This is a genomic window from Mesorhizobium sp. CA6, from assembly GCF_020165035.1.
GTDB lineage: Bacteria > Pseudomonadota > Alphaproteobacteria > Rhizobiales > Rhizobiaceae > Mesorhizobium.
Genome location: NZ_JAIUHI010000006.1, coordinates 245,902 through 262,958 on the forward strand (window position 1 = coordinate 245,902; position 17,057 = coordinate 262,958).

Annotated in this window: 20 protein-coding genes; 15 read left to right on the forward strand and 5 right to left on the reverse strand. The window is 63.4% G+C overall.

Annotated features, from left to right (window positions below):
- Positions 1-94 precede the first annotated feature (94 nt).
- The gene (locus LB526_RS11640) at positions 95-952 is read left to right on the forward strand and encodes a BA14K family protein (protein WP_224627710.1); all 858 of its coding nucleotides are present in this window, start codon (positions 95-97) and stop codon (positions 950-952) included.
- A gap of 107 nt (positions 953-1,059) precedes the next feature.
- Here LB526_RS11640 and LB526_RS11645 read toward each other — a convergent pair whose 3' ends face one another.
- Entirely contained in the window at positions 1,060-2,439 is a 1,380-nt protein-coding gene (locus tag LB526_RS11645; protein WP_224627712.1) for an FAD-binding oxidoreductase, read from the reverse strand.
- Between the two features lie 199 nt (positions 2,440-2,638).
- On the opposite strand from LB526_RS11645, the gene LB526_RS11650 reads away from it, so the two are divergent.
- The 8 genes from LB526_RS11650 (at position 2,639) to LB526_RS11685 (ending at position 7,774) form a co-directional block, all read left to right on the forward strand.
- Complete coding sequence (locus tag LB526_RS11650; RefSeq protein WP_224627715.1) at positions 2,639-3,511, forward strand: ferritin-like domain-containing protein; 873 nt, start codon at positions 2,639-2,641, stop codon at positions 3,509-3,511.
- Between the two features lie 91 nt (positions 3,512-3,602).
- On the forward strand, positions 3,603-5,174 hold the full coding sequence (locus LB526_RS11655; RefSeq protein WP_224627716.1) for an FAD-dependent oxidoreductase: 1,572 nt from the start codon (positions 3,603-3,605) through the stop codon (positions 5,172-5,174).
- Between the two features lie 813 nt (positions 5,175-5,987).
- The gene (locus LB526_RS11660) at positions 5,988-6,344 is read left to right on the forward strand and encodes a hypothetical protein (protein WP_224543968.1); all 357 of its coding nucleotides are present in this window, start codon (positions 5,988-5,990) and stop codon (positions 6,342-6,344) included.
- Between the two features lie 66 nt (positions 6,345-6,410).
- Positions 6,411-6,647 carry a hypothetical protein gene (locus LB526_RS11665; protein ID WP_140545023.1) on the forward strand — a complete coding sequence of 79 codons (237 nt, stop codon included), beginning with the start codon at positions 6,411-6,413 and terminating at the stop codon, positions 6,645-6,647.
- Positions 6,648-6,655: 8 nt separating this feature from the next.
- On the forward strand, positions 6,656-6,973 hold the full coding sequence (locus LB526_RS11670) for a hypothetical protein (RefSeq protein WP_224627718.1): 318 nt from the start codon (positions 6,656-6,658) through the stop codon (positions 6,971-6,973).
- Positions 6,970-7,242 (forward strand): DUF1488 domain-containing protein, encoded by a 273-nt coding sequence (locus LB526_RS11675; protein WP_224627720.1) that lies wholly within the window; start codon positions 6,970-6,972, stop codon positions 7,240-7,242. The genes LB526_RS11670 and LB526_RS11675 overlap by 4 nt, the downstream gene beginning before the upstream one ends.
- A 74-nt stretch (positions 7,243-7,316) precedes the next feature.
- A complete protein-coding gene (locus LB526_RS11680) occupies positions 7,317-7,505 on the forward strand; it encodes a hypothetical protein (protein WP_224627723.1) in 189 nt (62 codons plus the stop codon).
- Positions 7,506-7,624: 119 nt separating this feature from the next.
- The gene (locus LB526_RS11685) at positions 7,625-7,774 is read left to right on the forward strand and encodes a hypothetical protein (protein WP_181181241.1); all 150 of its coding nucleotides are present in this window, start codon (positions 7,625-7,627) and stop codon (positions 7,772-7,774) included.
- Positions 7,775-7,975: 201 nt separating this feature from the next.
- Here LB526_RS11685 and LB526_RS11690 read toward each other — a convergent pair whose 3' ends face one another.
- Entirely contained in the window at positions 7,976-8,224 is a 249-nt protein-coding gene (locus LB526_RS11690) for a DUF982 domain-containing protein (RefSeq protein ID WP_095770102.1), read from the reverse strand.
- A gap of 337 nt (positions 8,225-8,561) precedes the next feature.
- A complete protein-coding gene (locus LB526_RS11695; RefSeq protein ID WP_224607389.1) occupies positions 8,562-9,002 on the reverse strand; it encodes a hypothetical protein in 441 nt (146 codons plus the stop codon).
- A 261-nt stretch (positions 9,003-9,263) separates the two neighbouring features.
- Between LB526_RS11695 and minC the strand changes: the two genes are divergently transcribed.
- The 6 genes from minC to LB526_RS11725 all read left to right on the forward strand — a co-directional run bounded on the left by minC (position 9,264) and on the right by LB526_RS11725 (position 14,429).
- On the forward strand, positions 9,264-10,154 hold the full coding sequence (gene minC, locus LB526_RS11700; protein WP_224627724.1) for a septum site-determining protein MinC: 891 nt from the start codon (positions 9,264-9,266) through the stop codon (positions 10,152-10,154).
- Between the two features lie 162 nt (positions 10,155-10,316).
- Positions 10,317-11,132: a septum site-determining protein MinD gene (gene minD / locus LB526_RS11705; RefSeq protein ID WP_095770099.1), complete on the forward strand. Its 816-nt coding sequence runs from the start codon at positions 10,317-10,319 to the stop codon at positions 11,130-11,132.
- Positions 11,129-11,401 (forward strand): cell division topological specificity factor MinE, encoded by a 273-nt coding sequence (minE, locus tag LB526_RS11710; protein WP_042638296.1) that lies wholly within the window; start codon positions 11,129-11,131, stop codon positions 11,399-11,401. The genes minD and minE overlap by 4 nt, the downstream gene beginning before the upstream one ends.
- 340 nt (positions 11,402-11,741) lie before the next feature.
- A complete protein-coding gene (locus LB526_RS11715) occupies positions 11,742-12,629 on the forward strand; it encodes an EamA family transporter (protein WP_224627725.1) in 888 nt (295 codons plus the stop codon).
- 387 nt (positions 12,630-13,016) lie between these two features.
- The gene (locus tag LB526_RS11720; RefSeq protein ID WP_095770097.1) at positions 13,017-13,523 is read left to right on the forward strand and encodes a hypothetical protein; all 507 of its coding nucleotides are present in this window, start codon (positions 13,017-13,019) and stop codon (positions 13,521-13,523) included.
- A 372-nt stretch (positions 13,524-13,895) separates the two neighbouring features.
- Positions 13,896-14,429, forward strand: a complete 534-nt coding sequence (locus LB526_RS11725; RefSeq protein ID WP_224627727.1) for a hypothetical protein — start codon at positions 13,896-13,898, stop codon at positions 14,427-14,429.
- A 110-nt stretch (positions 14,430-14,539) separates the two neighbouring features.
- Here LB526_RS11725 and LB526_RS11730 read toward each other — a convergent pair whose 3' ends face one another.
- Positions 14,540-15,184, reverse strand: coding sequence for a response regulator (locus tag LB526_RS11730; RefSeq protein WP_224524745.1), 645 nt, complete (start codon positions 15,182-15,184; stop codon positions 14,540-14,542).
- Positions 15,181-16,578: a sensor histidine kinase gene (locus LB526_RS11735; protein ID WP_224607395.1), complete on the reverse strand. Its 1,398-nt coding sequence runs from the start codon at positions 16,576-16,578 to the stop codon at positions 15,181-15,183. The genes LB526_RS11730 and LB526_RS11735 overlap by 4 nt, the downstream gene beginning before the upstream one ends.
- Between the last annotated feature and the right edge of the window lie 479 nt (positions 16,579-17,057).

Consider the following 17,057-nt stretch of genomic DNA (forward strand, 5'->3'; position numbering starts at 1 on the left):
CGTTTGTTACCGCCGGGTCGCAACATCGCCCTCGTGCTGTGGGAACCGGATTCCGCGCCTCGCATTCTATCAGCGGGGACTAAAGGAGTTCGGCATGAAGGCTTTGTTGGGAATTGTCGGCGGCTTCGTGCTGACCCTTGCCGTGTTCACCAGCGGGCTCGCCTTCGCCACCTGGCTGCTCGCCGCCAAGCCAGTGCGCCAGGCGACCCCGGCGATCGGCGTTTCCGAGCTCTGGACCAAGGACGCTCAGCCGGTCGATCCGCAAAAGCAGAATCTTCAGCGCATTCCCGCCCAGCAGGCTGCCGTCGCGCCCGCCCCAGGGGGCGAGCCGGCCAAGACCGACAGCGCAGTGCAGACGGCGACGCTCGCGGCGCCGACAGCACCCGCGCAGCCGCAGCAGTTGCAGCCCACGACCGCTCAGCCGAACCAGCCCGCAGCCGAGCCTGACGCGACCCAGCCTTCCCAGCCGGCTTCGGCCGATCAGCAGGCCGAGCAGCAATTGCCCGTGGCTCATCTGCAATGGTGCTCGGCCCGCTATCGCAGCTACCGTCCGGCGGAAAACAGCTACCGCTCCTACAGCGGCGAGCTGCGCCCTTGCATCTCACCCTATTACGACCCGATGGGCGACCGCACCGCCTCGACCGGCTCAAACGATCGGCAAGGCCGGGGTGGCCAAGCCGTCGGGACCGATCGGCAAACCGCCGCGGCCGATGATCAGACGAGCGACGACCAGGCCGAGATGGAAGGTTACGCCCCGTCGGGCGACGGCTACGTCACCACCTATGGCGGCCCGCCGGAAGAGATCTCGCCCGAGGCCGGGGCCGTGCGGGCACAGGGCCGGCAGATCTCGGCCGCCCATATCGACGATTGCTTCAGCCGCTACCGCTCCTACGATCCGCAGGACAACACCTACCAGCCCTTCGACGGCGGCCCGCGCCGCCAGTGCGAGTAGTGTTTCTGGCCCGCGACAGCGGCGGGAAGAGGGTGATCGCGAAGCGACCGGAGAGGGGCTGCGACTCAGGCAGGTTCGCTCTAGCCTCTCGCGCTCCCCCGCCAAACTCAGCCCACGACCTTCCCCGGATTCATCACATTGCCCGGATCGATCAACTCTTTGATTGCCTTCGCCAAATCCCGCTTCACCGGATCAGCATGCCGCTCATAGGCCTCGCGTTTCTCCAGCCCCACCCCATGCTCAGCTGAGAACGAACCGCCGGCCTCGCGCAGCCCCTCATAGAGCACGTCCTCGATCGCCTCATGCCGCTCATGTGGAACCGGCCCTTCGCAATTGATGGAGATGTGCAGATTGCCGTCGGCGAGATGGCCGTAGACATAGGGTGCGTATGAGGCGTCGATCTTCTTCAGCCCGGCCTCAATGCGCGCCACATAGGCGTCCAGCGCGCCGGCCGGCACGGAGACGTCGAACGAGGGCGCCATAGGGTGCGCGCGCTCGATCTCAACGGTCTCCTCGCGCAGCCGCCACATCGCTGCTGCTTGGCCCTCGGAGCTCGCGACAAGCCCGTCGACGATGCCGACCTCTTCCCAGATCGCCGCCAGCCCGCCCTCGAGCGCGCTTCTCGCCGCCTCGATCGAGTCGGCGCCTAGGCCCAGCACCAGCAGACAGGGCGCATCGAGCGGCAGGCTGCCCGAGGCATAGTTCAGCGACCGCTGCATGAGGGACGCAAAATTACGCCACAGGATCTCGGCGGCCGTGAGCCTCGCGCTGGTCGAGGTCAAAAAATGCCGCACGATGTGCTGGGCGCTGGCCACATTCGGCACGCCGACAAGCGCGGTGGCACTCGCCCCGGCCACCGGATCGAGCCGCAGCGCCACGCGGGTGACGATGCCGAGCGTGCCTTCCGCGCCGATGAAGAGATGCTTCAGATCGTAGCCTGCGCTGGTTTTCAGCACCCGGGTGAGATCGCAAAACAACCGCCCGTCCGGCAGCACGGCCTCCAAGCCAAGCACGCGGTGGCGCATCGTGCCGTTGCGAAACGCCATGATGCCGCCGGCGTTGGTGGAAACCATGCCGCCGATAGTGGCGCTGCCGCGCGCGGCAAGGTCGATGCCGGGGTCGAGCCCATGCTGGGCTGCCGCCTCCTGCAGCGCGCCTAGCGTCACGCCCGCCTGCACGATCGCCACGCGCGTGAACGGATCGATATCCTCTATTCTGTTAAGCCCGCCAAGGTCGCAGATCACCTGCCCTTGGGAAGTGGCTGCTCCGCCCGCCAGCCCGGTGCGGCCGCCCTGCGCGACAAGGCTGATGCCATGCGCCGAACAGAATTTCACCAGCGCCGCGACCTCTTCGACATCGCGCGGACGCACCAGAGCCGAGGCGCCGAAATTGCGGGTGTCGAAGCCGGGATCGCGCGAGGCGAGCTCGGCGGCATCCCAGATGGTGGCGGTGGGGAGGGCGGCGCGGAGAGAGGGGAGGAGGGCCATGAAATGGATCCGGCGTCGGACAAGAAGCTCGTCCTATAGAGGAACCGCAGCCCAGGAGTCACGCCGGCACGCCCATCGAATCGCCCGGGTCCACAACCATACCGGCTCAGTTCAGGAACATTCCGCGTTTAGCGGAGTTGACGGAACGGCCCGCTCGTTTGAGGCCACACCGGTTCATGGCGGGCTTCGGGAGGAAGCTATGATCCGTGCCACGCCCTCAATTCATGTTTCTCGCCGCGACGCATTGCAAATTGGTCTCGGAGCGACGCTCGCTTCAGCGACCGGCGTCGTCCCCGTTTCGCCTGCTTTCGCACAGGATGACATTAAGGACGAAGACATTTTCCGGTTCGCGCTGAACCTGGAATATATGGAGGCCGAATACTACCTGCGGGGCACCACAGGAAAAGGCATCGACGATTCAGATGCCGGTTCCAAGCCCGGCGACGTCGTCGGCGGCAAGAAGGTTACCTTCGAAACACCCGCACTGGCTGAATTTTTGCGGGAAGTCGCGGAAAATGAACTTGCCCATGTCAGGTTCTACCGCAAGACCCTGGCGTCGAATGCGGTGGACCGGCCGGCGATCGATTTTGATGCCGGCTTTGCCGCGGTCGCCAAGGCGGCCGGGTTGGGTGCCGACTTCGACCCCTTCGGCAACCAGATGAACTTCGTGCTTGGCGGCATGCTGTTCGAGGATGTCGGCGTCACCGCCTACGCCGGTGCGGCAACCGTCCTGAAGAACAAGGAATTCCTGGCAGCCGCGGCTGGAATTCTCGCGGTCGAGGCCTACCACATGGGGATGGCGCGGTCGTCGCTCTATCGCATGGGCGAGAAGGCCTGGAAGGCGGCGAATGCGATTTCCGACGCACGCGACAAGATCGACGGGCCCGATGACAAGGACCAGGGCATTCACGTCGACGGCAAGGCCAACTTCGTTCCTTCGACGCCGGATGCGATTGCCTTCACAAGGACCCCGCAGGAGGTGCTGCGCATTGTTTATCTGACCGACCAATCGGGTGTGAGCAAGGGCGGCTTTTACCCGAACGGGATGAACGGAACGCTCAAGAGCACCTAGCCGCGAGGATGGAGCCGGTCATGATGACCTACAACCCGCGCTGCGCAGCATTGGCCGCCGGCCGTCCGATATCGTCTCGACGGGGCACGCGATGAACGTCAGCAGCGAAGCGACCAGATCGTTTTGGATGCTCGACGCCAGCGTGCCCGGCGCGCCCCGCCTCGATCGGCACGAACATTGCGATGTGGCCGTCGTTGGTGCCGGCATCGCCGGGGTTTCGATTGCCTATGAACTGGCGCTGGCAGGACGCAAGGTGGTGCTCGTGGATCGCGGCCCGTTGCTCGGAGGCATGACATCGCGCACGACCGCCCATCTGGCGCCGATCTGCGACGATGGCTTGAGCGCGCTGATCGACATGCGCGGCGAGGCTCTGGCGCGCGGATTTCAGGAGAGCCAGCAAGCCGCCGTCAACCGCATCGAGCGGCACGTTGCCAGCCTGGAGATCGACTGCGATTTCCGGCGGCTGGACGGCTTCCTTTTCCCGGCCGCATGGATGGACGAGAAGCAGGCCGCCAGAGAATGCAATAAGGAGTATGCGGCTGCGGCTAAGATCGGCGCCGAGGCTGAACATGGCAAAGGCGTGCCTCTCAAGGGTCATGAATCGGCGCCCATCCTGCGCTACCCCGGACAGGCCACCTTCCACCCGCTGAAATATTTGCGCGCCCTGCTGGCTGATTTCGAGAAGCGAGGCGGCAAGGCATTCGCCGACAGCGCCGTCATCGAGATCGAGGAGGGGGAGCAGATTCGCCTGAAATGCGACGGCGACTACACCGTCACGGCTTCGAACGCGGTGTTTGCCACCAATTCCCCGATCAACACATGGGTCAAGATCCATAGCAAGATGGCGCCTTACCGCACCTATGCCATGGCTTTCGAGATCGCCAGGGGAACCCTCCCGGATGCCCTCTACTGGGACATGGACGATCCCTATTACTACGTCCGCCTCAATCCCGGCCCCGGCAAGACGGACTGTCTCATCGCCGGCGGCCGCGATCACAAATCGGGCGAAGCGGATGACGGCGAGGCACGCTTTGCCGCGCTTGAAGCATGGATCAGGGCATTGGTGCCCGATCTTGGCGGAGAAAGAGCGCGGTGGTCCGGTCAGGTTCTCGAAACGATCGATTATTGCGGCTTCATCGGCCGAAGCCCCGGCAACGGCAATGTCTTCATGGCCACCGGCGACTCCGGCCAGGGCATGACGCATGGTGCATTGGCCGGACTGCTGATCCGCGATCTGATCGTGGACGGATCGAACCCCTGGGAAGCCGTCTACGCCCCCGACCGGAAGCCGCCCGCCGCGCTCGCGCACTACGTCAATGAGAACCTTACAACAGTGAAGAACCTCGCCGGCTACTTGCTGCCCGGTGAGGTCAAGTCGGCCGGCGACCTCAAGCCTGGCGAAGGCGGCATCCTTCAGGACGGCTTGAGCAAGTTCGCCGTGTGCCGCGACCGCGACGGCAAGCTGCACCGGCATTCGGCCAGTTGCACGCATCTCGGCTGCATCGTGCACTGGAATTCGACCGAGCAATGCTGGGATTGCCCCTGCCACGGCTCGCAGTTCGCGCCGGACGGTACGGTGCTCAACGGCCCGGCTATCCGCGGCTTGGCCCGGTCGGAGGGGCGCGGATCTCGCGCGGAGCCCAAGGTGGCGTCCGGAGAGTGACCTATGGCGGTTCACCGTTTAACGCAAACGCCTCGGAGGAAGCGATGCCCGGACGACCATATAGCCGCTATGTGCCCGGATTTCGGTGGCCTTTTTCTGGGCCAAGCCTATCGCCTTGTAGATGGCTTTGGTTGTGGCGGATAGGAGTGAAAAAATAATTCCAGGGAAGCTCAAAAATGTTTGGGTGAAATAATCCGAAGATTTTAGGCGAGCGCCTAGAAATCGATTTACCGCTGTTTCAGGCTCGGATCCGAGATTTCTATTTGCCCGGGAAAAAAATAATAGACGTGTAAGTCTTGCTTTGAGCGCAATTGAGGCGCATACAAAAAGTGTTGATTTGGTTGAGTTTGGCTTTCGCCCCGTCGGAGCCGCGCCAATCCTTTCCGAATTTTCGACAGCGAAGCGTTGCGCCGGTCCGGCGCGGCAGCTTGCTCGTTTGAACCCTGGAACGACGCAGGGCGCTGACCACGGATGTACTGGCAGCACCGCAAATCGTTCCAGCGGTTCGACTGAATAACGCGGAAGTCCATCCTAGCATGTTTTCACGGGAAAGCTGCAATCGTGGCCATTCGCATCGCGTCCACCGTCGTCGTCTGCTTCGGCTCTCCTTGGTGCTGCCGCGCTTCAGACGCGCCGCGACCGCAGAGTATCTACCGATCTCGACGAGGAGGCCCGGAAGGGTCTTTCCCGCGACGCAACGCGGCCTCTTTCATTCACCTGCCGGCGATCCTCCGCACAATGGGGTTCGCACGGTAAAAGCATCGATCAACCGGCCTCTCTCGAGGCGGCGCTCGAAGACGACCGGAGACCATCATGACAAGCCTTATGCAGCGCAACACACGGCCGATACGGCACGGCGCCCCGCCGCGCTTGTTCGACATCGGACAAGCGGTCCGTCTGAAGGGAGATTTCCGGACATTGACCGCGGAAGTCTACCACGTCACCGGCACGCTGCCGCCAAAAGAAAACTCGCCGCAATACCGCATCCGCAGCGACACCGAACCGCATGAGCGCGTGGTGACCGAGGATAGGCTGGAATCGGCCGGAACCCCGGCCTCGGATCCCGGCCTGATGCTGATCGAAAGGACGTTCGGACATGGTCAAGGGACGGCAACGCTCCAATCGCGAGATGAGGACGCCGAAGCAGGGAAGAATTCCGACCAGGCCTGAGAGCCCGTTCAATCAAGGCGCCGGCCTCGGCGCGAAGGGCTCGATGCCATCGCGCGGCGGGTCTCGATGAAGGTCGTGATTGAATTCTATCGCACGCGCGTCAGCGATGACGCGCATGCCGTCATCGGCCGCGAGACGGTGCTTGCAACGGGTCTCGAGGATGCAATCGAGATCGCGCGGCTTCTGGCGAGGACGCTGAACATGCCGCAGTGGCCGGATGCGGTCACGATCTCCGAAGCTGACGGCGCGGCGCTTTATTCGGAGATTATCGCCGCGCAGGAAGGCGAGGAAAGACAGGTATGAACAGGTCCATGGCCAAGGGCGAGACCGAGGCGGGCCACAAGGCGGTATCCGGCTGTTCGCCAAACAACAGAGGCTTGTCGGGTCACGCCTTCAGGGATCATCAATACGGCCGCCGCGTCGAAGCGGATCATTCCTGGACCGTCTACCATGTCTTCACCGGGATTCCGGCGCATGTCGACGGCGCTCCGATGGTCGGGCTGACGCGTGCGCATGCGACGACGAGCATGCTGGATCTCAACCGTCGCAACGTCGAGGCTCGAAAGGAATGGAATAGAACCCGGCCGGCAGCAGCTGAACACGCTGAAACACGGGTGGGCAACCCATGACGCTCGCCTTTCCAAATCCCAGCCGGAGTTTCGATCAAACGCGCCGCGCCGTCTGCTTCATGGGCCATGATGGTATGTTGCAGGTCCGCTTCTTCGTCGAGGTCGAGGTCCTTGGGACATTTGGCGATGCTGGGGGCAAGGAAACGGCCGAGATGGCATATCTTTCGGCATTCGACGCCTTGCGCAGTTCCATCCAGGATGCCGCCAGCAAAGCATATGCGCGCGAGCGCCGAAACTCCTACACGCTCACGGCCTCCGGCTTCCGATAGGCAGGAAGCCAATGTCGCAGGCAAAAGCGCGCAGCCGCGAATAGCCTTAGCCCTGGCTGCTACAAGAAAGGATAATGCCGATGCGTTCCATGAAAACCCCCGAGGCGCCGCCCGCCGCGATCAAGCCGACCGTCAGTCCCTCAAGCATCATGTCCGCGCGGCTGACGGTCAGGAAGGACGAGGCAGCAAGGCGCAAGCTCGCCGACACTGACGGCACCTTGCGGCGGGCACGTCAGATCGCAGAACGCAATCGCCTGATTTGACATGATGGCCGCCTGACAAGTGCCTCTTGCTTGGGCCTTATGTCTCGCGAACTGTCTTTCCCGCTCCTGGGCATGTCCAAATCCCAAGGCGCAAATTGCCTAAACCGGAAAAAAACACCATGGCGATGAAACCCAACTACCGATACGAGCGCAGCAAACGCGATCAGGCGAAGGCGGCAAAGAAAGAGGCGAAGCTCGCGGCCAAGGTGGCGAAAGAGAAAGTGGTGGATCCGGAAGACGAGCGGGAGGGGAGCACTGACAACCGATAATGTCGTTAGGCAGGCCGGCCTTGGAACCGCAATGACACAACGAGAGTCCGATCACTTCGAAATCGATGTGGAGTGCCCGCGGTGCCATCACCAGGCGAAAACGCGTGTGGGCTGGATACGCGCTCACACCCAGATGGAGTGTGAAAATTGCGGCGAGATCATCGACATCGAAAGTAAGAATTTCAGACCGCGCGAGCAGCCTTAAGGCGTCACAAGAATAGCCGCCTCGCGGGCGGCTGCTATGAACGCCTTGCGCGCGAATGAAGCCGGTCGGCGCCCGCTGTTTACATCCGTGCAGGCCTGAATGGCTGCGCGGTGCTTGTCGCTTCGCTTGCCGCGCCATCTTCGAAGCAGGAAGTCCAGGCAGGCGGCGGCATCGCCGATTGCCTCCCGTCCGCCGGCCGGATCAACGATGATCGTCACCGACTGGTCGAATTTTTCATTTGCCATCACTGCGCTTAGGCCGCGGCGCGCAACATGGCAAGCACTGTTTGTTGTGAGCGAACGGGTGGGCGAACGCAAAGATAGGCTTGAGTGATACGACGCTAGGCAGTCGGCGGGAAACCAGCCGCAAAGGCCCCGCTCGCATGCAAGACCAAGGAGAGGCTCCTGGACAGCCCGACCTACTCAGCAAGAGATCAAGCCGGACTGTCCTCGCCGCACCAGCGAGATCGTATCGTGCGCCTTTGTTTCCTGTCTGGCCAGCAAAACCGCAGCAAATGAGAGCCGTTGAGCTGCCGACCGCGACTTGTGCAGAGGTTCGATCGCCGATCGGCAATTCGCTTCTCTAGCTGCTGCTCGCCCAGATCGAGCAGCCGACCTTCTGCCCCGTCGCCGGGTCCCGCGCGGTCTTTGCGAAAACCGGCCTCAGACCCGCCCTGTTGGATGCGACGTCCTTGCTTGCGAGGTAGGTTGGGTCGCCGACTTCCCAGTGGTAGCGCGTGTTGGCAGGCGCCTGCTTCCAGGTGAATTTCGAGCGGTAGGCCACCTGGCCTTGCGCGGTGTTGTCGAACCGGCAGTCGATGGTTGCCGGCATCATTCCCTTGGCGCTCATCGCGCTGACGACCTTGTCAGCGTCGGCGGTCGTCAGCCATTGGTCTGTGCTGCTCGTCTGGTATACGTCTATTCCGCTCGGCTGGTGTGTCATGCATCCTGCAAACACCATCAGGACTGCCATTGCGGCACCTGTCTTGCCTGCTCGCTTGCTGTCTAGCCGGTCAATGCCCATGCCCGTCTCCTCCCTGAAGAGAGTGGAAAGTTCCGGGTAAGAAGATGGTCCGCGCGCGTCGCTTCGTATATTAGGCGCTTCACACGCCTGGCTCGTCGGAGCCTCGATCTTCGGCGAATTGCGGGGCGGCGGCTGGTCTTGTGACCGCCCGGCCACAGCAGTTAGCCGCGTCAGCTATTAACGGCTCCAATCCCCAAAATTAACCTTTTGTTAACCATTAGCCCGGCACCCTTTAACCATTGAGTAAGGATTCGCCCGGACGTGACCTTCGCCGCCCCTTTGCACAACAAATCGATCCGCTTTCGCGCCCGTTCCTTCGTCGCTTTCACGCTGACGCCGGAAGCGCCGATCGCCGACTGGCTGGAGGGGTTGGATCACTGGATCGCCAATTCGCCCGGCTATTTCAACGGCCGCCCGGTGGTGCTGGATTTGAACACCTTGCAGCCGGGGCCGGAGGAGATCGCAGCGCTTGTCGGCGTGCTCGGTTCGCGCGGCATCCGCGTCTATGCCATCGAGCTCGAAGGCGCCGAGCTCGGGTCTGAATTGCCCCCGCTCTTGGCCGGCGCCAAGGAGGCGACCGCCGAGGGGCTGCTTGGCCGGGCCGCGCGCAAGGCGCGGGCGGAAGAGCTGGAAATGGCCGTCGCCGGGGAGCGGGCCGAAGTGACCCGGGAAACGATCCAGGCGGCGGCGCCCGCCGAGGTTCTGCAAGCGGCCGGTGATGAGCCGGTGGATCCCGAACTGGCAAGGCTGGAAGCGGTCAGGATCGAGCCGGCTCAGGCCGAACCGGAAAAGCCAGGGCAGGGCGCCGTGCCGGCGCCTGCCGCCGGCACGCTGATGATCAAGGCGCCGATCCGCTCCGGGCAGTCGGTCTTCCATCCGCATGGCGACGTGGTCGTGCTGGGCTCGGTCGCGTCCGGCTCGGAAATCGTCGCCGGCGGTTCGATCCATGTCTATGGCACGTTGCGCGGCCGGGCGATCGCCGGCTCGGAAGGCAATATTTCGGCGCGCATTTTCTGCCGCAAGAACGAGGCCGAGCTGCTCGCCGTCGACGGCTGGTACACCACGGCCGAGGAGATGGAAGGGGTGTCGCGCGGCAAGGCCGTGCAGGCCTTCCTCGACAATGATGCGTTGTGCGTGGTGCCGCTCGGCTGAGTTCTTGGCCGCAAGCTTCGGACCGGTTTCGCGTGCGAAGGTTATCAGTGCATGTCGCCCCCAGTTGCAGCGGTCTTGGGAGAACGATGTGCACCAAAAGCGAAAGATCCCGCCGTGCCTGGCACGGCCAGAGAATAAAAACCGCCAATGGAGGCTGGATATATGGGCAAGGTAGTCGTGGTCACATCGGGCAAGGGGGGCGTCGGCAAGACAACCTCGACGGCCGCGCTCGGCGCCGCCGTGGCCAGGACAGGCAAGAAGGTGGCGCTGGTCGATTTCGACGTCGGCCTGAGAAACCTCGACCTCATCATGGGCGCCGAGCGCCGCGTGGTGTTCGACCTCGTCAACGTTATCCAGGGGACGGCGAAGCTTTCGCAGGCGCTGATCCGCGACAAGCGGCTGGAGACTCTCTACCTGCTGCCCGCCTCGCAGACGCGCGACAAGGACGCGCTGACCGAAGAGGGTGTGGCGGAAGTCATCGCCCGGCTGCGATCGGTATTCGACTATGTCTTCTGCGACAGCCCGGCCGGCATCGAGCGCGGCGCCCAGCTCGCCATGCGCTTCGCCGACGAGGCGGTCATCGTCACCAATCCGGAAGTCTCGTCGGTGCGCGACTCCGACCGCATCATCGGCCTGCTCGACGCTCGCACCATGAAGGCCGAGCAGGGCGAGCTGGTGCAAAAACACGTGCTGGTCACGCGCTATGACGCGGCGCGCGCCGCGCGCGGCGAGATGCTGTCGATCGACGACGTGCTGGAGATCCTCTCGACGCCGCTGCTCGGCATCATCCCGGAAAGCCAGGATGTGCTGCGGGCCTCCAATCTTGGCTCGCCCGTCACGCTCTCGGAACCGCTCAATGGTGCCGCAAAGGCTTACCTCGAAGCGGCAAGACGCCTGGAAGGTGAGGACCTGCCGGTGGTCGTCCCCTTCGAACGCAAGGGCTTCCTCGACCGGCTTCTCGGAAGGAGGGCCGCATGAGCATCCTCGATCTCTTCAAGCGGCGCACCAGCGCGCCCGTGGCGCGCGAGCGGCTGCAGCTGCTGCTCGCCTATGAGCGCCAGAGCCGCGGCCAGCCGGATCTCGTCTCCATCCTGCGCGAGGAGATCATGGCGGTCATCGCCAAGCATGTGCAGATCGACCAGGACTACCTCCAGGTCTCTATGGACCGCGGCGCGACCATGTCGACGCTGGAGATCGACATCCAGATCCCCAACAAGAGCGCCGCGCCGCTCGCCATGGCGGGATAACGCCGGCGCATTTTCTCTCCCTCGCCAAAGGCGGGGGAGAGGTTGCCGTGCTGCGGCCGGAGTGGGGGCCTGCGCCAACGCTTCGTCCTCGGCTTGATCCCAGGATTCACGCCGTTACCTTCGACTTGGAGCGCGGCGGTCCGGAATTCCGTGCGCGTTGCAACGCTTTAGCGCCATGGCATGACCCTGGGTCTGCGCGCGTCGCTTCGCTCCTTGCTCCGCGCCAGGATGACGAAGGCGTAAACCTCACTCTCTTGTCCCACCATCCGCCCCGCACTGCCTCACGACAGCGTGGTGCCCGCGCCCTATCTCCATTCCCGAACCAGGGATGGAGCCAGGATTGATCTCGACGCAGACCGCGAAGCCGGAAACCCATGTCGGCGCAATGCCCGTTCTGGGGCTGCTCGGCGCCATCCTGTCGGTTCAGGTCGGCGCCGCCTTTGCCAAGGGGCTGTTCCCGGTGCTGGGCTCGGAAGGCACGACCATGCTGAGGCTCGCCATCGGCGCGCTGATGCTGGCGGCGGTGCTGAGGCCCTGGAAGGTGCTGCCCTCGCGGAAAACCCTGCCTTGGCTCGCCGCCTACGGCATCACGGTCTGTGCCATGAACATGCTGTTCTACGCAGCGCTCCAGCGCATTCCGCTCGGCATCTGCGTGGCGCTCGAATTCACCGGGCCGCTGCTCGTCGCTATGCTCGGCTCCCGGCGCATGCTCGACCTCGTCTGGGTGGCGCTCGCGATAACCGGCATCGTGTTGCTCTCGCCCTTTGCCGATGCCAGAAGCGGGCTCGATCCGCTGGGGGTGGTGCTGGCGCTCGCAGCGGGCGCCTGCTGGGGGCTCTACATCATCTTCGCGCAGAAGGCCGGCGCCGAGGTCGGCGTGCGCACCTCCGCCTATGGCATGGCGATCGCCGCTGTGTTGGCGCTGCCTTTCGGCTTCAGCGCCGCTCAACCCTATCTCGCCGACCCGCACATCATGGCGGGCGCGGCCGTGGTCGGCCTGTTCTCCAGCGCGCTCCCCTTCTATCTGGAAATGCTGGTGCTGGCGCGCATGCCGGCCAAGGTCTACGGCATGCTGGTTTGCCTGGAGCCGGCGGGCGGCGCGCTGACCGGCTTCCTGTTTCTGCATGAGAAGCTCAACCTTTTGCAATGCGCGGGCGTCGCTGCCGTCATTGCTGCCGCCTTCGGCACGGCGGTCGCGGCGCGGCGGCCGGTGCCTTTGCCGGCCTGAATCCATCTTTCGGACCGGGGCAATCCCGGACAATGCGCAAAACGGCAGGCTCGGCGCCTCGCGGCGGTAATCCATCCTGAGCTGCTTCGAAACAAGGACGTGCGATGGTTTGCCGTTTCCGTGAAACGGTGAACCGCTTCGGCACCCGCAGCTCGTTAAGGGGTTGGTTGGCTTTGGAAAAACACCCCCGTGGCGGCAACATCCGACCGCATCCGGTGGTTGAAATAAGACCTAAGTCCTATAACAAAATTGCAATAGGTCCGAATGGACAAGACATGGGTCGTGGGCCACTTCCTTATGCACTGCTGATTGGGGATGCTTATGCTGCGATATTGCCGGTGGGGTAGTTCGGCCGACGGGCTGAAGGGCTGGCATGGGGAGAACCGAATGCGCACATCGCGCGGGGGCTGCAGGCTAGTCTTGCCAGCGCTGGCTGCGTTGGCGCTTGTCGTCGCGCCTGTCAGTCTCTCCGTCGATGGTCTCGTCGTGACCAAGGCCTATGCCGACAAAGGCGGCGGTGGTCATGGCGGCAGCGGTGGTGGAAACGGAAGCGGCGGCGGCAACAGCGGGAACGGTGGCGGAAATAGCGGCGGCAACAGTGGAAACGGCAATAGCGGCGGCAACAACGGAAACAGCAATAGCGGCAGCAACAACGGCAAGAGCAATAACGGCGCGAGCAGCAGCGCGGCAGGCACCGCGGATGTCGATAGTCATGTGAACGCCGTTACCGGCGACAAGGTCGAGGCCACTAGCAGCAGCATCCAGGTCACGCACCGCAATGGAATGAAGGAGACGATCGAGAACGGCCGGTTCAGGATGGAAGACAAGTACGGACGCACCATCGTCGACCGCAGGGCTACCATGGCCGATCTCAATCGCCTGAAGAACTTGTGAGACAGAGTTTGTGGGAGTGAGGTTTTATCCGGATTAGATCTTAAGGGACCGAAGGTCAGCGCTGCAAAATCAGGTTGCCACCTTTTGCTTCGTCTCTGCGGTCCTGATCGTCTTGCGATGGAACTTGGCTACTCACCTTGCCCCCGCCTTCGTGCGGGGGTAATTTTTTGCGCCGGGAAAGCCTGTCCGTTGCGACATTGGTCAGCTATGGCGCCGGAAATGGTCCGACGGGTGGGGGCAAGGGTCGTGGGCCGCTTTCGTCGCCCCGCCGGAATGTGAATTCTCGCCCGGATCAACACACCGGTTCCGCCTCGTCTGTGCCGTGAGCGGAGCTTCAGCCATGCGGAAGTGGGACCGGAACGAAGAGAAGATATGCGAAACCGCCCCTTCAGCAGGCTCGCCTGGCTCGCGCTGCGTGTGTTTAGCGCGCTGGTGCTGATCTTTGCGCCCTGGCACATCACCTTTGACGGCGCGCCGAGGATTGCCGCAGCCACCGCCGCCGGTAACGGCAATGGCGGCAACGGGGGGAACGGCGGTGGTGGAGGCGGCGGCAGCGGTAATTCCGGCTCGGCCGGCGGCTCGAATTCCGGCAATAGTGGCGACAACGGCAACAGCAATGGCCAGGGCGACAACGGCAATAGCAATGCCGGCGCGAGCAACCCCAATGCCGGGCCGGGCAACAACAGCGGCAAGGGCAATACCAATCCCGGCGGCAAGAATAGCTACACCAATGCCGCGACCGGCGACACGCTTTCGATCGACGGCGATAAGGTCACCGTCATTCATCGCAACGGTATGAAGGAGCAGGTCCAGAACGGCCGTTTCGAGATGACGGATGCGCAAGGCCGCACCATCATCGAACGGCAGGCGACGGAGGAGGACCTGTCGCGCCTGCTGAACTTGTGAGCGTTGAGAGTTGAAGAACTGGGGAATTGAAGAACTGAAGAGTCCTCTCTTATCCAGTTCCCCCGATTCCTCAATTCCTCAATTCCTCAATTCTTAAATTCCCCAGTACCTTAGTGCCTTTCCCTCGCCTCATGCATCAGCAGCGCCGCCTCGGTGCGGTTGCGCACGTTGAGCTTGGCGAGCACCCTGGTCATGTGATGCTTGACCGTCTTCTCCTGCAGCGACAGCCGGGCGGCTACCTCCTTGTTGCTCAGCCCTTCGGCGACCAGTTTCAGGATCTCGGCCTCGCGGCCGGTGAGCTGACTGAGCGGATCGGGCTTGCTGCCGGTGGGTTGCAAAAGGTCGGAGAGCAGCCTGGCCGAAAGGCTCGGCGATACGTAGCTCTGGCCGTTGGCGACATCGCGCAGGATCTCGGCCAGCGCCTTGGAGCCCACGCCTTTCAGTACATAGCCGCGCGCGCCGGCCTTCAGCGCCTGGGCGACATCGGCATTGGTCTCCGATACCGTGAGCATGACGATCTTCTGTTCGGGCATCGCTGAAAGGATACTGGCGAGCGCGTTGAGACCGCCGCCGGGCATGCTGATGTCGAGCAGGAGAATATCGGGCGCGCTGGCGCGCGCCAGCCTTTCGGCGTCCTCGGCGCTGGCGCCTTCGCCGACAAGCTCGAAGCCGCCGATTTCGCCGAGGCTGCGCGCCACGCCCTCGCGAAACAGGGGGTGGTCGTCCACTATTGCGATGCGGATGGATGTGCTCACGGTTGCTCCTCGACAGACAAGGCAATCACCAGTCTTGTTCCTTCCGGGCCGGACAGCGTCTCGAACTGCCCGCCTATGCTTTCGATGCGTTCCCTGAGGCCCGCAAGCCCAAGGCCCTCGCTTCGGGCCGGGTCGAAGCCGGGACCCGAATCCATCACCTCGACCAAAAGCTTGCCGCCTTTCGTCGTGGCTCTGACCTGCTGGCCCTTGCCCTTGCCATGCCGGAAGGCGTTGTTCAGGCCTTCCTGCACGAAGCGATAGACGCTTATCTTTTCCGAGGTGCCGAGTTCCGGCAAGCGCTCAGGCAGGGTTAGCAACACCTTGGTGCTGGTGCGGCGCTCATGCTCGGCTACCGCCAGCCGCAAAATGTCTGCGATGGCCTGCGCCTCGATCTGCGGCAGCACCAGCCCGTTGCAGATGCCGCGTATCTCGCGCATCGCTTCGCCGAGCGTCTTGTGTATGCCGGCGATCTCGGCTTCGCGCAGCTGGCTGGACGTGGCCGGGTCGACCAGCGCCGGGCTGTCCATCCTCAGCGCGGCAAGCGCCACCAGTTGCGCCGGTCCGTCATGCAGGTCGGCGCCGATGCGCCTTAGATACCGCTCGTTGATCGCTGTGGCGCGGCGCGAGGCGCGTTGAACGCGCTGGCGCAGCGACGAGTTCTGCGCCAGGGCCGTCTGCAATTCGGAAACCTTGGCCTCGAGCGCAGCCTGCTGCGTGACGATGGTGCGGCTGCCGCGGAAAACGATGCCGGAGAGCAGGGCAAGCGCCGCGGCGGTGGCGGCCGCCACCACCAGCCATGTCCACAGCAGAGCTGAGTGGAGCGATTCCTCGAAGTCGCCGGATAATTCGTAGAATTCGCTGACCGCCACGACCTCGCCGGACCACGGCTCGCGCACCGGGTTGTAGATTTCGAGCAGCGGAACGCCCATCGACCGCTCCTTGTCGTCTTCCTCGTCCTCGAGCCTGTTGTATTTGACCATGACGTTGCCGGCGAAAGCGGCGATGAGGTTGGCGTTGGGCCTGATCTGCTTGCCGATCAGGCTGGCATCCTTGGAGTAGAGAATCGTTCCGTCGCGCCGCCACAGCTTGAACGAGACCAGCCTTTTCCCGAGCGCGCCCTGGCCCAGCGTCTCGTCCAGCGCGCGCTTGACGGTGTCGTCGAGTTCCTGGCTCTTGCGCATATCGGGCAGCAAGGGTGCGATCACGCTGTCGACATAGAGCGCGGTGGTGGCGGCGGAATTGTGCAGGACCCCGTCACGGATCTGCGATGTCACCCACAGCCCAACCACGAGCATCACCGCCAGAAGGCCGATACCGCCCGCGATCACGAACTGCCAGGCCAGAGAGAGCCCGCTCCAGATTCGTGCAGGTCGTGTTAAATACCTCCCAAACATCGGCACCATTCACCCACCCGTCCGCGACAGTATAGGTGAGGGGAGGCAATTGCGACACCGACCTTGGTCCGTGCCCGTGGGGAAGGTTAATGGCAGAGCAGGTTTGGGCGCACGCCGACGGGTGGGCTTTGATTCGCAAGCAAGGAGGCTGCTTGCTCCGCCGGGCGGCAAAGCCAGCGCCATTCCTGTTGACGGAGGAGACGCGGGCCGGCTGCCACCTGAAATCGCGGGTTCTTTTGCAATGCCGCAACCACCAATCAAGCCCCGGCTCCGGACCAACGGCATATGCCCCGCGGGATAAAGCGCCACACCGCTGATGCCTTGGCCTGGTGCGGTTTCTTCATCGATCGTTGTGGATGTAGACATATAGCGGCGACCTCTCGCGGGCGGCCCGGCTTGCAACCGTCCATATCGGCGGGCTGGCCCTCTTTCCCGACATGAACTGCGGACGTCGCGGCAAAAATTTGCCCCCAAAAGAA

Excerpts from the sequence above, each read along its gene's own strand:
- LB526_RS11640 (WP_224627710.1), top strand. The coding sequence starts at position 95 with ATGAAGGCTTTGTTGGGAATTGTCGGCGGCTTCGTGCTGACCCTTGCC.
- LB526_RS11645 (WP_224627712.1), bottom strand. The coding sequence starts at position 2,439 with ATGGCCCTCCTCCCCTCTCTCCGCGCCGCCCTCCCCACCGCCACCATC.
- LB526_RS11650 (WP_224627715.1), top strand. The coding sequence starts at position 2,639 with ATGATCCGTGCCACGCCCTCAATTCATGTTTCTCGCCGCGACGCATTG.
- LB526_RS11655 (WP_224627716.1), top strand. The coding sequence starts at position 3,603 with ATGAACGTCAGCAGCGAAGCGACCAGATCGTTTTGGATGCTCGACGCC.
- LB526_RS11660 (WP_224543968.1), top strand. The coding sequence starts at position 5,988 with ATGACAAGCCTTATGCAGCGCAACACACGGCCGATACGGCACGGCGCC.
- LB526_RS11665 (WP_140545023.1), top strand. The coding sequence starts at position 6,411 with ATGAAGGTCGTGATTGAATTCTATCGCACGCGCGTCAGCGATGACGCG.
- LB526_RS11670 (WP_224627718.1), top strand. The coding sequence starts at position 6,656 with ATGGCCAAGGGCGAGACCGAGGCGGGCCACAAGGCGGTATCCGGCTGT.
- LB526_RS11675 (WP_224627720.1), top strand. The coding sequence starts at position 6,970 with ATGACGCTCGCCTTTCCAAATCCCAGCCGGAGTTTCGATCAAACGCGC.
- LB526_RS11680 (WP_224627723.1), top strand. The coding sequence starts at position 7,317 with ATGCCGATGCGTTCCATGAAAACCCCCGAGGCGCCGCCCGCCGCGATC.
- LB526_RS11685 (WP_181181241.1), top strand. The coding sequence starts at position 7,625 with ATGGCGATGAAACCCAACTACCGATACGAGCGCAGCAAACGCGATCAG.
- LB526_RS11690 (WP_095770102.1), bottom strand. The coding sequence starts at position 8,224 with ATGGCAAATGAAAAATTCGACCAGTCGGTGACGATCATCGTTGATCCG.
- LB526_RS11695 (WP_224607389.1), bottom strand. The coding sequence starts at position 9,002 with ATGGGCATTGACCGGCTAGACAGCAAGCGAGCAGGCAAGACAGGTGCC.
- minD (WP_095770099.1), top strand. The coding sequence starts at position 10,317 with ATGGGCAAGGTAGTCGTGGTCACATCGGGCAAGGGGGGCGTCGGCAAG.
- minE (WP_042638296.1), top strand. The coding sequence starts at position 11,129 with ATGAGCATCCTCGATCTCTTCAAGCGGCGCACCAGCGCGCCCGTGGCG.
- LB526_RS11720 (WP_095770097.1), top strand. The coding sequence starts at position 13,017 with ATGCGCACATCGCGCGGGGGCTGCAGGCTAGTCTTGCCAGCGCTGGCT.
- LB526_RS11725 (WP_224627727.1), top strand. The coding sequence starts at position 13,896 with ATGCGAAACCGCCCCTTCAGCAGGCTCGCCTGGCTCGCGCTGCGTGTG.
- LB526_RS11735 (WP_224607395.1), bottom strand. The coding sequence starts at position 16,578 with ATGTTTGGGAGGTATTTAACACGACCTGCACGAATCTGGAGCGGGCTC.